General features: G+C 32.9%; 17 protein-coding genes. 13 read left to right on the top strand and 4 right to left on the bottom strand.

Going from position 1 to position 14538, the window contains the following annotated elements; translation table 11 throughout:
• Positions 1-81 precede the first annotated feature (81 nt).
• The 12 genes from B0A68_RS20580 (at position 82) to B0A68_RS20525 (ending at position 9996) form a co-directional block, all read left to right on the top strand.
• Positions 82-606, top strand: coding sequence for a hypothetical protein (locus B0A68_RS20580; RefSeq protein ID WP_035684785.1), 525 nt, complete (start codon positions 82-84; stop codon positions 604-606).
• Positions 607-810: 204 nt separating this feature from the next.
• Positions 811-1611, top strand: a complete 801-nt coding sequence (locus B0A68_RS20575; protein WP_035684787.1) for a hypothetical protein — start codon at positions 811-813, stop codon at positions 1609-1611.
• A gap of 382 nt (positions 1612-1993) precedes the next feature.
• Complete coding sequence (locus tag B0A68_RS20570) at positions 1994-2476, top strand: M15 family metallopeptidase (protein WP_035684789.1); 483 nt, start codon at positions 1994-1996, stop codon at positions 2474-2476.
• Positions 2477-2482: 6 nt separating this feature from the next.
• Positions 2483-2947 (top strand): hypothetical protein, encoded by a 465-nt coding sequence (locus B0A68_RS20565; RefSeq protein ID WP_035684791.1) that lies wholly within the window; start codon positions 2483-2485, stop codon positions 2945-2947.
• A gap of 4 nt (positions 2948-2951) precedes the next feature.
• On the top strand, positions 2952-3284 hold the full coding sequence (locus tag B0A68_RS20560) for a hypothetical protein (protein ID WP_035684793.1): 333 nt from the start codon (positions 2952-2954) through the stop codon (positions 3282-3284).
• 158 nt (positions 3285-3442) lie between these two features.
• Positions 3443-3730 carry a hypothetical protein gene (locus tag B0A68_RS20555; protein WP_035684795.1) on the top strand — a complete coding sequence of 96 codons (288 nt, stop codon included), beginning with the start codon at positions 3443-3445 and terminating at the stop codon, positions 3728-3730.
• A complete protein-coding gene (locus B0A68_RS20550; RefSeq protein WP_035684798.1) occupies positions 3717-4019 on the top strand; it encodes a hypothetical protein in 303 nt (100 codons plus the stop codon). The genes B0A68_RS20555 and B0A68_RS20550 overlap by 14 nt, the downstream gene beginning before the upstream one ends.
• Positions 4020-4192: 173 nt before the next feature.
• The gene (locus B0A68_RS20545; protein ID WP_035684801.1) at positions 4193-5248 is read left to right on the top strand and encodes a hypothetical protein; all 1056 of its coding nucleotides are present in this window, start codon (positions 4193-4195) and stop codon (positions 5246-5248) included.
• Positions 5249-5263: 15 nt separating this feature from the next.
• On the top strand, positions 5264-5893 hold the full coding sequence (locus B0A68_RS20540; RefSeq protein WP_035684804.1) for a hypothetical protein: 630 nt from the start codon (positions 5264-5266) through the stop codon (positions 5891-5893).
• A 49-nt stretch (positions 5894-5942) separates the two neighbouring features.
• The gene (locus tag B0A68_RS20535; RefSeq protein ID WP_035684807.1) at positions 5943-8249 is read left to right on the top strand and encodes a fibronectin type III domain-containing protein; all 2307 of its coding nucleotides are present in this window, start codon (positions 5943-5945) and stop codon (positions 8247-8249) included.
• A 140-nt stretch (positions 8250-8389) separates the two neighbouring features.
• Positions 8390-8857 carry a phage holin family protein gene (locus B0A68_RS20530; RefSeq protein WP_240475250.1) on the top strand — a complete coding sequence of 156 codons (468 nt, stop codon included), beginning with the start codon at positions 8390-8392 and terminating at the stop codon, positions 8855-8857.
• A gap of 329 nt (positions 8858-9186) precedes the next feature.
• Positions 9187-9996 carry a mechanosensitive ion channel family protein gene (locus B0A68_RS20525; protein WP_035684811.1) on the top strand — a complete coding sequence of 270 codons (810 nt, stop codon included), beginning with the start codon at positions 9187-9189 and terminating at the stop codon, positions 9994-9996.
• A gap of 90 nt (positions 9997-10086) precedes the next feature.
• Here B0A68_RS20525 and B0A68_RS20520 read toward each other — a convergent pair whose 3' ends face one another.
• The 4 genes from B0A68_RS20520 to B0A68_RS20505 form a co-directional block, all read right to left on the bottom strand.
• Entirely contained in the window at positions 10087-10695 is a 609-nt protein-coding gene (locus B0A68_RS20520; RefSeq protein ID WP_035684813.1) for a YciE/YciF ferroxidase family protein, read from the bottom strand.
• Between the two features lie 145 nt (positions 10696-10840).
• Positions 10841-11350 carry a hypothetical protein gene (locus B0A68_RS20515; RefSeq protein ID WP_035684819.1) on the bottom strand — a complete coding sequence of 170 codons (510 nt, stop codon included), beginning with the start codon at positions 11348-11350 and terminating at the stop codon, positions 10841-10843.
• Entirely contained in the window at positions 11328-11795 is a 468-nt protein-coding gene (locus B0A68_RS20510; protein ID WP_035684822.1) for a hypothetical protein, read from the bottom strand. Before B0A68_RS20510 ends, B0A68_RS20515 begins: the two co-directional genes overlap by 23 nt.
• Before the next feature lie 2 nt (positions 11796-11797).
• Positions 11798-12265 carry a hypothetical protein gene (locus tag B0A68_RS20505; RefSeq protein WP_035684825.1) on the bottom strand — a complete coding sequence of 156 codons (468 nt, stop codon included), beginning with the start codon at positions 12263-12265 and terminating at the stop codon, positions 11798-11800.
• A 247-nt stretch (positions 12266-12512) separates the two neighbouring features.
• Here B0A68_RS20505 and B0A68_RS20500 point away from each other — a divergent pair, with 247 nt between their 5' ends.
• The gene (locus B0A68_RS20500) at positions 12513-14534 is read left to right on the top strand and encodes a sensor histidine kinase (protein ID WP_035684827.1); all 2022 of its coding nucleotides are present in this window, start codon (positions 12513-12515) and stop codon (positions 14532-14534) included.
• Positions 14535-14538 lie beyond the last annotated feature (4 nt).

The raw sequence follows: 14538 nt of genomic DNA, 5'->3' as shown, positions 1-14538 counted from the left end.
GATGCAGAAACTTTAGAGTTGCTTTATATAATGAAAAAAGCAGGATATATAGAAGCTGATGGTTCTTATTAAAGTAAAAAAATGAAAATAAAAGAGATAGGAAATAAAAAAGATATTTTTATTTCAATAGATAATAACATTTCTGGTAAATGGTTTTCAAAAATATCATTTATTATAAATGAGTACGATTTTCAATACAATGAAGAAGAAAATCTTAGTTTTTTATGTGTAGATTTTGAATGTTTTAAAATAGCAATTGATAATGACCCGAAAGTATATAAAGATGACTATTTTTGGCAATTTACTGACGATGAAATAATTAAAAAATGGAATAAATACTTCAATAGTAAAACAATTGAGGAAATGGAAGATCCGAAAATTGAATTATTAGATAAAAAATTTAATGATGCTATGATTCCTTTTGATAGCAGGTTTTTTAATTTATGGGTTTTTATAGGGTATCTAAAAGATGATGTATGGTACTGGAAAGTTTGGGAAGCAAGAAATCCTAAAGAGATCTTAAACTTTAAAATTTCTGCACAAAGTTTGAATGAAGTTTTACTTCAAACACCAATTTATCTTAGAGAAAAAATCTTACTTGATTAATTAAAGACTAATGAACTTAACAGAATCCAAAAATATTTTTCAAGTAGTTTGGTAAAATTTAAAAGCAATGATATCATCAATGGTAAAAGTACTATGGATGATTTAGATCTAAATGATTTTCCTAGAGCTGATAAAGAATAAATATTTTTTTTTACTTTTTATAACAAACAACTATCGCATAATGAATTTAAAATTATAAAAATAATGAAACTATATAAACTAAAAGCAGCTTTTGGAACATTTATAAATAGAATTCAATCTGTAGATTCATCAAATAATTTACCATTTTCAGGAGCAGAATATAATGACCAAAAGGATTTTACAGCAATTATAAGTAAATTACAATTTCGCTTAGCCAGAGATGTTTACGAAAAAAAAATGACAAATGATTTCCTATATGAAGCCATTGATTTCTATAACGGCCCACTAATTGTGAAGTTAAATCAAAGCAAAACTTTACAATTTTTCACAGTTTCTCCAAGGTGTAAAACCTTACTTGACCAACTAAAATTGCCTGAACACAGATTTTACCCAATATTTGTACAAATTGATAATGGAATTGATTTACCATATTATATTCTCCAGATTAATAATAATATGACACCTTACATGGACTATAATAAATCAAGTTTTTATGGGCGAAAATTAAAAACTAAGGAAATATCATTATATAAAAAAGGAGAAATTAAATCAGAAGAAGAATTACTAAATCTGCCAGATCAAAATATTTTTCCATACGACTGTTCGATGTACATCGATCAAGAATTAGATTGGGTTTATATGGCTCCCTTTTTTATGATCTCTGAAAAATCGAAACAATTGTTTGAAGAAAATGGCATAGTAGGTATGGAAATCACACCATTTTATGAGGTTGAATCTGATTATGGCAAACCAAATGATTTAGGTTTTTTAAATGAGTTTGGTGGTAGAGAAATTATCATCAATGGCAAAAGCACTATGGATGGTTTAGATATTAATAATTTTCCCACAGCAGATAAAGAATAAATATCTTCTAGATTCTACACATAAACATCCGTTTTTCTACTCTGAAAAACGGGTGTTTTTTTTGCTATTTATCCAAATTAAAATCCAGAAAACAAAATCACAAAAAATCACAAAACAACCTACTGAAACTACTGATTTACAGCTTCATATTATTTCACAAAGACGCTATTTCGATGTATTTTTACAATGTTCTTAAAACATATATCACTTCTTAAATGTGATCATAAAAAAGAGCTTTTAAGTATTTATTTACCCGTTTTTCTTAGCCGGAAATAAATTATAAAACACAAATAATCTTATCGAATACTAAAAATCCCGATTGTCTTCAAACAATCAGAAAGGCTCTTTATTCTCAAAACCTGAAATCTTAATAAATACAAATATGGATCAAACAACAAAAAAACACATTGATTTACTGCATCCTTCGGTTCGGGAAGAAGTTACCAAAATCATAGAGGAATGCGATCTGGCATTAACCGGACGGGCTAAGGTTCGCATTACGCAAAGTCTCAGAACTTTTCAGGAACAAGAGGATCTTTATGCTTTCGGCCGAACCAAGCCAGGAAAAAAAGTAACGAATGCCAAAGGCGGGCAGTCTATTCATAATTACGGTTTTGCGGTAGACATCTGCCTGATTATAGACGGCAACACTGCTTCTTGGGATACTGCAAAAGATTGGGATAACGACCAAATAGCAGATTGGCAGGAATGTGTAAACATTTTCAAAAAATACAACTGGAACTGGGGAGGCGACTGGAAAACCTTTAAAGATCTTCCGCATTTTGATAAAAGCGGATACAGCGACTGGAAACAGCTCAGCAAATTGAAACGCGACAAAAAAAACTATGTAATCTTATATAAATAAAAACAGATGAAACATTTAAAACAAATGGCTTTTTTAATTGCAATTTCTTTTGCAATAATCTCCTGCACTTCGACAAAAACGGCTCTTTTTGATCATTATTCGTATCAAAAAACAACAGAAATAAAAGTAAATGCAAACCAATTAATGAGCAAAGCTGTTACTCCCTACTCTACTCATAAAGTTGAAGTTGAAAGTTTAATTCTTGAGATTGAAAAATTGACAGAATATGAAAAAAATAAACCCAATAACGAAATCACTTTTGAGATGTGGAAAGTCCTGACGGATAAAGAAAAAAATCTTCTGGCAGGTTTCTTTAAAAATTGGAATGAAAAAGGAATTTTATCTCCCGTTTTTATGGAAGAATCCAAAAAACAAGTTTTAGATGCTTTGGATTTGCTTATTCAATATGAAATTAAAAAAGACAAACAATCAAAAGAGGAACTTTTAGATCTAATTAACCTCAACACCTAGAAAAATGGACAAAGACAAATTTATTGAAGAATTAAAAGAAAAACTAAAAACTATTCTCACAGATAGTTATAAAGATCTTAAGCCAGAATTAGAAAAAGATCTAAATGCTTTTCTGGAAACATCAAAAGAAAAACTGGAACGCTGGATGTTACTTTTTGCTTATGGAGATCTAACGAAAGAAGAATTAGAATGGCTCTTAAAAAGCCAGCTGGATTTAGTGGCATTAGAGGCATTACAAGCTGCAGGAATTTCGAAAATCAAATTGAATGCTCTTAAAAATAACATTATAAAAACGATTTTTAAGGTAATTCTTGATCTGATAATTCCGCTTGTATAACTTACTGAAACTACAGATTCGCAGACCTTAAAATCTTGGTTAAGGGTAACGCTTAGCTTATTTTTACAGTATCAAATAAACATCATCCGGAGGGTATGGCGCGCAGACTCAAAGGGACATTTTCATGTAAATAGTAAACAAAAAAACAGCAGTAAAATATGAAAGATTTTATCATAGAGGAAGACTTGTTAATAATAGATGGAGATTTTGCCATAAAAGATTCAGATCAGCAAAATTTAGAACATCTGCTGTTAAGTCAAAAAGGCAGCTACAAGGAGTTTCCGATACTTGGAGTAGGAATAAAAAAATACATTAACAGCCCGGATGCAACCTCCAGGCTCAGACTAGAAAACGAAATAGACAAACAATTATCGTATGACAACTTTTTTGTAAAAACATTAGATGTCAACGATTTACAAAACATTAAAATCGATGGGAACTATTAAACCACAGGAAAACCAAAACATTTTTGACATCTCTTTGCAGGAGTACGGAAGCATAGAAAAAGTATTCGACCTCTTAGAAGACAACGAGAAGTTTAACATAACAGATGACCTTTCTGTTTACGAAGATTTAAAAATTGGCAGAGAAGCTTTTAAAAAGGACATTGTAGAATATTACAGCTCCAGAAATCTAAAGCCCGCAACCGCACTTACAGAAGAAGAGGAATATTTAATGGACAACTTCTCTGGAATTGACTACATGATTATTGAAGATGATTTTATCATCTATTAATAAACAATCTTAAGAACAATAAAATTGTCTGGTAAAACCATTCAGTTCAATCTGCTCTTTTAGAAATCTATAAAAAACTACCTCTCTGTAGTATTCACAAAAAAAACATAAACAACTATCTATAAGCATATTACACATGTCTTACAGGCTAAACTATATTAAAAAATTAAAATATGGCACGTACAATTGCTGAAATACAGAATGAAATTCTGACAGAAAAAAAGAAGCAAACTTCTCTCGACGGCTTAAAAATGAGCTCAAAGACAGGAATTTGGAATCTTTGGGTGAACATAGTCGCAACCGCGCTTTGGGTTCATGAGAAAATAGTAGAAAAAAATGCTCTGATATCCAGGCCTCATACGCTGAACTGGTATCGCGAGCAGGCTTTAAATTTTCATTACGGTGTACCGTTGACTTCAGATTCTACTAATTCAATTTCGCTGATTTGGAAAGAAGGCTCTTATCAATTTGACACGACAGATCTTGAGGGAGACATCGAACAATACAAAATTATAAAACATTGTGCGGTAAGCGAAATTGACTTAGAAACTGTTATGAATCCGGATAAGGAACCAGAAGAGATTTTTTCTGATTATTTCCATAATAAAGTCGGCGTTGTTTTTATAAAAGTCGCTACCGTAAAAGGCGATAAAATCTCAAGAATCGATGTTCCAAACGAACTTTTTGCTTTTAAGGAATACATTGCCAAAATCAAAGACGCAGGAAATCAGGTTTACATTACTTCTGATGAAGGAGACAGACTGAAATTGAATTTGAATGTTTATATCGATCCTTTGACCATTTATATTGATCCTGCAGATATTGAATATTATCAGTTAAAAAGTTTGAGCAGGCCTTTAACCAGCGAAGAAGAAGAAAAACTTATTAATCACAAATTAAATACCTTAAATGGTTCTCTAATCTTACAACCTGAAGTTTTTCCGGTACAAGATGCTGTAAGAGATCATTTAAGAAACATTGAATTTAATGGTGCTTTTGTCAAAACTTATCTTGTCGATGCTGTTCAGAAAGCACAGGGAGTTAAAATTCCGGTTTTAACTAAGATCCAGACCGTGGAAGCTAAAAACCCAAGCGACAGGCTAGATCCCGAATTTAATGATGTTACCAAAATAGAATACTTTATTCCAAAAGCAGGATATTTTGACATCGATATTCTTGAGGTTGAGGTCAACTACATTCCGTACACATTTTACAGAGATAAACAATAGTCTAATATATAAACGATGAATAAATACACCATTTTAAAATGGGAAAAGCTGTTATTATGGCTCATCCCTCCTATTCTTAGAAAAAAAATACATGTGGACTGGCTTAATGTTCTGCTTACTCCTTTAAAAACCATTTATGAAAAAACGCTGTATAAAATGCAGCATACAGGACAAGTTATTTATCTGGAAAAAGTACTGAATGAAAACTTTAACCCAACTAGAACTTACGATCCTAATTTAAGCACAGAACAGAAACGATTAAAGGAATTAATTTATATAGACGAATCTGTTAAACCTACGCTGCAGTATGTATACCTCCACAAAGAATACTACGAACCAAACGGGACTTTAAGAATGCCGCTGTTGAAAGTGTACAAACGCGACGACTATAAAAACAAAAATAATAAGCCCATTTATTTAGCGCATCGTAAAGATTATACAAAAGTATCCTACGCCAATTTTAGAGTATTTATTCCAGAAAGCTTAATTAAAAATGGGTCTATAGTTGTTGAAAATGGCAAAATTGAAGCTGCGCAAAAAACAGAACCAATAAAAGTAGCCAATATTGAATATCAAAATCTTCTTAATTTTTACAAACTCGCTGGTAAAAGCTACGAAAGCTATTCTTATTCATTAGAAGATTAAATTATAAGAACCTAAAGAAATAAAACAACAGACATTTAAATCAATAAAAATGAAACACGTAAATTTTAGTCATTCAGGAGGATTTCCGCTCGAGCAAGAAACATTAGAAAGACTTCAGACAGCCTACAGATCAGAATTATATGAAGCTTTAAAAAGTCATTTGAGCATTGTTCCAGGCATCAATTATTTGGTAGCTCCAGCATCAAGTGCAAAAACAGGGTGGGCTGTAATCCATCAAAATGGAGAAGGAATTTTATATCCGATTCTAAAATCCAATCCGCAACCATATTTAAAAACAATAAGAACAGGCACCAATTTAATATACGGAACAGGCACTTCTCAGATCGCATATTTTGATTACGAAGCCAAATATATCAATCAAGCTGAGTTTAACGCTGCAGAAGGAGTTGCTCAAAATAATGATGCACAGACTGTATTTTATTACAATTTAGCAGCTTTTGAAATTGTTAAAGATCTCAAAACAATTGAAACAATTTTACAAAGTATTGAAGCCAACATTGATGCTGTAGAAGCTAATATTGATGTGATTGAAGCAAACATTGACGCTGTAGAAGCGAACATTGATGTGATTGAGAATTTTTTAGGAAAAGCACTTGTAGACAGCAGTACAAATTCTGAAACAAGTCTTACCCTAAACTTAGGTGCCAATTGGACCAGCACTTATATTGGCGGAAAGGTACATTTAAACAATATTAATACCACAGATTCTAAATCTTTATTGGTATTAAACAATCAAAATCAAATTACACAAAACAATACACTCATCAATTCGCTGATTGACCGTCTTACCATTTTAGAAAATAAACCTGCAACAGCTGTACCAATAGGGATGATTGCTATTTGGGGCAAACCAGCGCCATTTCCAGAGGGCTGGGAAGAATATGTTCCTCTAAGAGGACGAATTCCTGTTGGAGTTTATAATCCAAGTCCTCAACAGCGAATTGTAGAAATTGGTCAGAGAAATTACTTTCAAGATTTAACTTTTTATAATAATAATGGCGTTATGACATGGCCTTTTGAGACATTAGGAAATGCAGGAGGTAACGTAGCCAAAAGTTTAAGTATTGATGAAATGCCTCAACATAGTCACGACTTGCCAACAGATGGTGGAGGAAGTAACAATATACAATCACTAGCAGGTTCCGCAAATTCAGACGAAGGAATATCTGAGTCAAGCAAAACAGGATTAACTGGAAAAAGTCAATCTTTTTCAATGCTGAATCCATACAGAGTAGTTCATTATATTGAATACACAGGACGCCCTAGCGATACAACAGCACCAACAAAACCAACAAGTTTAGTATTTTCAAATGTTGGTAATAATAGTGCAATATTGAGCTGGACTGCGTCAAGTGATGATTCTGGTGTAACCAATTATATAATATATAGAAATGGTACTCAAATAGAAACAATTGGTAATTTGACTTCTTATTCTGCCACAGGATTATCAGCTAGTACAACTTACAGCTTTTATGTTGTTGCCAAGGATGCGGCAGGAAATTCAACTGCTAGTGATCCTCAAAGTGTTACAACTACAAATGTAATAGTGCCGCAAAAGCCAGAATATCTGAACTGTTATTTATTATCAGAGAAAGAAATAATGATCGAATGGGATTTTGCAGCTAATAGTGGTCCTGCTGCCAAGTATGAATTATACAGAAGAACATCTGGATCAGCACTTTCAAGTTTAATACATGAAACTCCAAATTTATCTTATATTGATAATAATACAGCATATAACACATCCTATTTATACAAAGTTAGAGCTGTTTATACTAATGGTGTTTCTGATTTTACTACTGAATATGCGATCGTTACAGATCCAAGAGATAATTCTTGTTTCGATGTAGAATCTTTAGTGACAATGGCATCCGGCCGATCAAAGAAATTAAAGAATATCGTTGTTGGAGACATACTTCAAGGCTTTTCTTTCCCGAACGAAATCGATGAATCTGAAGGAGATTATATGCTTTGGACTGGAAAATTAGAAGAAGCTGTTAAAGCAGAAGTAACTGTAGTTGGCAAAAGAACAAGTACAGAGCCAAATTACTACGAGATTAAAACTGCAGATACTACAATTAAAGTTACAGCAGAACATCCGTTGTTAATTACTCAAGATAACGAAAATCTACAATGGATAAGTGTAAAAAATGTGACAGAAAATATGTCGTTGATTGATAAAAACGGAAAGCCAAAACCTATCGAATCTGTGGTCTTCAAAGAGGAAACTCTAGAAGTTGCTTTGCTAGATGTAGAATCTGTAGATAATTATATTATTTCAGGAATTGTGGCGCATAATAACAAACCATTAGATCCAGTAGATCCACAGCCTTAGAGCAGCAATAACATTCTAATAATCTTTTGGGGTATTGAACCCCAAAAGATTACTTAAAAAATTAACCTATGAGATAAAAAATTATTTACCGCTGCAGTATTGCTGCAGCTTTTATTAAAAAATTATTAAAATGAACGATGATGCAGAAAATTTCAGAATATTCAGATGCAATAAAATTATTGCTTTATGGAATTTTTATTTACCTAGAAATGGATACAGGAATTGTTAAAGTATTATTTTACCTAATGGTAATGGATACATTCTTAGGTATTATAAAAACCATAGTATTAGATAACGTTTTCAGCTTCAAAAAATTAGCTCTGGGATTTGTATCCAAATTGGCCGTATTGCTCATACCTACAGCACTGGCCTTAATGAGTATTGGACTTAATTACAATTTTAAATGGTTTGTAACCATAGTAATGGACCTGCTTATTGTAAGTGACGGAATTTCGATAATCAGTAATATTATCGCGATAAAAACAAAAAAAGAAATAGAGAATTTTGACGCTGTTACCTTGATCCTCAAATCAGTTCGAAATGGTTTAATCCAACTTTTCAAAAAACTTCTGATTACAATCGACCCTAAATTTCACATAGAAAAATAGAGCTCAAACTACACCATTATTACCACACAACTATCCCAAAACTTTACATTGAAAAACTTCTCGCAGTGTATAAACTGTAAATTTTATAAATTAAGTTTCCGAATTGTATAAAAACAAATTACGGGCTAATATGTAAATTTGAGTAGATCACTTTTTGATTCATTAAAAAGTGATTTTGTAATAATGCACTCCACTTGTATTATCACACTACTTTATCAAAAAACGCAAAAATCTGCACTCGTGCAGATTTTTGCATTATAAAAATTTACGCCGTCTGGAGATTAAAAATCTCTTCGAATACGAGCACTTTAATTTAAAATATAAATATTATGGAAGATTTTTTACACGACATTGTCGTACACATCGAAGGATATTATCAGGGAATTGTAGACATAACTCCAAAGCTGTTACTCGCCATCTTTATTGTATTAATCTCATGGATTATCGCATCGCGGGTTAAAGTATTTTCAGACCGAAGATTAAAACGTAATATGCAAGATCCTTTGCTGGCTGCATTTATTGCTAATCTTATAAAAGCGATATTAGTTGTAATTGGACTTCTCTTCATGTTTCGCGTTATCGGTCTTACCGGAGTTGCGCAAAGTGTTCTTGCGGGAGCGGGTATTTCTGCATTTATTATCGGATTTGCATTAAAAGATATTGGAGAAAATTTCCTTGCCGGAATTTTATTAGCTTTCAAAAGACCTTTTTCTGTGGGAGATATAATAGAAAGCAACGGTGTAAAAGGCAAAGTTGTGGCACTAAATCTTCGTGATACGCAGGTGAAAAGCGACAGCAAAAACATCTATATTCCAAATGCTCTTCTTATAAAAAATACACTTATCAATTTTAACAGCGAAGGTTATCTGCTTCAGGATTTTACAATTGGATTAGAATACGGCTCAGATTACAGAAAAGCCATCGATGTAATTACAAATATCATCAAAGAAGACAGCGATATTGTAGATAAAGGGTATTCTAATTCTGCTGTCGTTGCCGGAATTACAGGAAACACAGTTCAGATTATTGTTAGATACTGGGTAAAAACAGACGTAAGCGTGAGCGACGGAAAACACAGATCTGAAGTGGTAATTAAAGTCACCGAAGCTCTTAAAGAAGAGGGTTTTGTTCTTAAATAAAACTTCATTTATTTTCAAAATTAAACATAAAAAAGCCTGACAAATTTAAAAATCTGTCAGGCTTTTTATTGTATCAAAAATAAATTATTATTATTTTTCGTCTTCTTCAGCCGCATCAAAATTGATGGTATTGTATGCTGCTTCTGTAAGCAGAGTATCGGCTTCTTTTTCTTCTGCCAAAGTTTTTTCAAGAAGTAACACAGCATCATCTTCGCCTAAAGTAGTTGCAAATGCTGCCAATGTACCGTAAGTTGCAATTTCGTAATGCTCAATTTTTTGAGACGCTGCAATAATTCCGGCATCACGTACTGGTCCCGCTTCAGTTTCTTCCATAATGCTTTCACCTTCTTTTATAAGACCTTCCATGGCATCACATTTCTTAGCTGCTGCTTTTTCTCCAATTGTAGTAAACACTTTTTCAAGTCTTGCTACTTGTTCTTGTGTTACTGCCAGGTGATCATTAATTGCAGTAATAAGATTTTCTGATGTTGCATTTTTAGCCATTTTTGGCAATGCTTTTACCAATGCTTTCTCTGCCCAGTAAATATCTTTAAGAGAATCTACAAATAATTCTCTTAATCCTTCTGCCGCGCTGGCTTTTGCTTTTACTTTTGCACCCGTGCTTTTTGTTGCAGCTGTGGTAGTTTTATTTGTTTTAGAAGCAGTTGTACTCTTCGTAGTTTTAGTTGCAGTTTTCATGACTTTTGTTTTTTATAAGTTATAAGTTCAAAAGTATAAACTAATTATACTGTCATATTATATAATTAAAAATCAAGATTATAGAATTTACAGCTTCTTAAAAAAATAAAACTATTATTACAATTTTAATTATTTTTTGCAACTATTATTTAGAAACAGATTGCAAAAGTTTATCAATTTTCACTAAGATAAAATCCTCATAAGCAAATTGTTTTTCTTCACTTTTTTTACCAGAACCAAAACTTTCACTTATAATATAACTCGTTACAAACTGGCTTTTTTGCGCACCAAGAGCATAATACCAGCTTCCCATTTCCGATTGAACAAAAATTACAATTTTATCCAGCTTCATCAGTTCTCTTTTTGCTCTTATGGGACTGCTTTTATAAACCGCATTGGTTTTGGCATCAAAAGTATATCGTATTTTACTTCCTATCTTAATATCATACAGGCTGTGCAAAACAAAATAACCCAATAGTATATATATTGCCCAGAGCATAGCCTCATCAAGAAAGTGACCAAAAAACAATAAAACAATTATACCGCCAATAATGCCCGCCAAAAACCACCGCGACATTGCAAGCGATGGTTTTTTAGGACAAAATGAAAACAAATGCAATTTTTCTTCTACACTATATCGTTCCTGAATGTTCATGTTCTTTGAGTATTTCCTGAATTTCGTTAAGTAAATTTTGCATCGATCGCGTAGTCAATCCCTGCGCTATACCACTACATTGTTCTTTTTCATTTTTTAAATAATAAAGATTCAATGATACATTAATCGTTATAAAATACTGTTTCATTCTAACCAATTCAAAATTGACAATATTGTCAAAAGGAATCTGGACAGGAGGGATCATCAATCCGTTTTTGATAATGATTTCTCTTCGGCTTATATCTATCACAACATGGTTTACAAAAATCGAAATCAGACATAAAACGGTGAGAATCCCAAAGATCCAGATCATTGCAGTATTTTTAAACCATAAGCCGGCAAACGCAAAAGCTGCCATCCCCAAAACTACAATCAAACCAAAACCATGCTGTCTTTTCATAACATATTGGTTTTCAATTTTTGTAAATTTTTGTAATGGTTCCATAATTATTCGAGATTTACACCATCAATAATCATTGACGAGCAAGCGATTGACATATAAGTACTAGTGTAATCTGCAGTCAGCTGATCACTCAATGCATCCAGCGTCGCTTTTGTAAATTCAAATTTTCTTGCTGGTAATTTACCGTTCATATCGACCATTGTAATTTGACCATCTATTCCATTTTTATTTTTCATAAAAGCCTTTAGCAAAGCAATATCCTGTTTCTCAAAATCCAGTGAAAAATAATAATACTTTGATTCTGATTTTTTATCTCCACTATCTGCTGCCACAGACCCAGCTGCTGATTTGGAAAAAGAAACTGTTGCCGATCTTACCAAAGCTGTAATTGTTTTACTGCCGTCTTTTACTGTAATTTCTATTTTTACACGTTTTTCGTCAAGCTGTCCGTAACTTAAACCAGTCCAAAAACAGAACACAATCAACAGTAATGTAAAATTTTTCTTATTCATAATTATAGGGTATTTAAAATATTTATTCAGGACAAGAGTACTACTTAACAGAGTTTGCGACAATCTGCAATTGGCAAATGGCAGCTTTAGATTTTTATTTGGTCTTCATCAACTTATATTGAGAAAACATTCTTTCCTGAGTACTTTTAAAACCTTGTTTATAAACTTTTTATCATCTCTAAATCTGCCTTGCTTTTTTTGGTTAGTCAATATACAATTTGTACTTTGCCTCAATAATTCTATATACATGCACCTAAATTCGAGATTCTTACTGATAAAAAAAGGCCCGTTAAAATTCATTTTTTTACTTTTATTATCATTCTTTTTTACCGCTTTCGCGAATGCACAGCAGCCATCTTCAATCGAAAAATTGGCGGCTTATGGTTATTCTAAACGATTTGCAGATTCTTCTTCCTGCAAAAAAATGGTACTGCAGGCCCTCGAACTGGCAAAAAAGAAAAATATTATAGAAGATGAGGTTATCTGCTATTCGTATCTGGCTTTGACTCAAAGACGTTTGCTGCATTTAAAAGAATTTACACGCTACGCAGATACTGCTTTTTATCTTTCAAAAAAGACCAATAAAATAAGAGCCAAGGCCTTTGCTTCTATGGCAATGGGATCGCTAAAATCTTATATTGATGATAAACCGGAGGCTTTAAATTATCTTTTGGCTTCTTACAAGCTTTTCGCGAAAGCGGGCGCACACGATCACTGCGCAAAAATTGCTTCAGACATATCTTATTTATTCTCTCCCGCTTCGCCAACAAAAGTCGAAAAATATGCCCGCGAAGCTTTGTACCACGCATCTAAAGCCGGCGATGCGGAAAGCCAGCTTTATGCAAGACTCGCATTTGGCAGTCATTTAACGGATAATCTCGAAACAGGAACTGGTGCAAAATGGCTGGAGGCCGTACATTTTTTTAAAGAAACAGCAGCATTTGCAGAAAAACACAGCGCTAATATTGTAAGCAAAAGCAATATCGGAGTTGCTTATATCAACCTGGCCGATTTATATTCTAAAGGTCCAAAACCTATTGATGAAAAAGCTTTCCTGAATAATCTTGAGAAAGCCACAGTCATAGCCAAAAAATACAACATCAAGATTATTTACAGAAGCGCTATCGGGCTTCAGGGTTTTTATTTTACCGAAAAAGGAGATTATACAAAAGCTGAGGTTCTTTTTATTGAAGGAATAAAATACCAGCAAAGCCTTCCCTATACAGATAATTATCTGCTGGCAGCATTTTATGATTGTCTAAAAGATGTGGCCGCTAAACGAAAAGATTTTGAAGCATACCATAATTACGATACCTTATATGCAAAATATAACCAGCTGAAATACAATGAATCTACTCAGAGTTTATTGCAAAATGCCGATGCGAGATATGAATCTTCTAAGAAAATAGAACGTATTAAACAACTGCAGCTTGAAAATGAACTGGTGCAGAAAAATAAATTATTAGGTTACGGAATTGCCGGAGTATTATTGATCGGATTGGTTTTTATGTTTCGTTCTTATTATTATAGACAGCGCTATTACTTAAACAGAGAAGATATCTTAAAACAAGAACAAGCCAACAGCGAACTTAAAGTACAGCTGATGGAAAAAGAAACTATAGAAAATCTGGCTGCAACACTTTCTTTAGAGCGAAGATTACTGCGTTCTCAAATGGATCCGCATTTTATTTTTAACGCTCTTGGAAACATCCAAAGCATGATTTTACAAAAAGATACGATGCCTGCGGTTTCTTATCTTAATAAATTTGCAAAATTAACGCGGCAGGTTTTAGAGCAGTCTCGTAAAGAAACCATTTCGCTTGACGAAGAAATCAGCACTTTAAGAAATTATATCGAATTACAGCAGCTTCGCCTGAATAATGGATTTGATTATACTATAGAATGCGATGAAAGTGTTGAAACAGATCTTTTGATTCCGCCCTTATTGATACAGCCTTTTATAGAAAATGCCGTAGAACATGGCTTAAAGCCAATGGAAAAAGAAATTAGAGGTTTAATCGAAATTCGTTTTACGCAGCAGATTGCCCAAAAAAATCTGGTCTGCACCATAAAAGACAACGGAATCGGACTGGCTGCTTCGAGAAAATTAAAACTCAAAGACCATCACGAATCTTTGTCTACCAAAATTACCGACGAAAGATTAAGCAAAATGAAGCAGGAGAATGAATATGCCGGTTTTGTAGTTTCAGAACGTGACGAAGAGGAAGGATCGGGATGTATCGTTATTTTAAATATTCCAATATTATAATAAA

The sequence above is a fragment of the Flavobacterium reichenbachii genome (genome assembly GCF_002217435.1).
Lineage (GTDB): Bacteria > Bacteroidota > Bacteroidia > Flavobacteriales > Flavobacteriaceae > Flavobacterium > Flavobacterium reichenbachii.
This window is presented reverse-complemented; position numbering and strand designations above follow the sequence as displayed.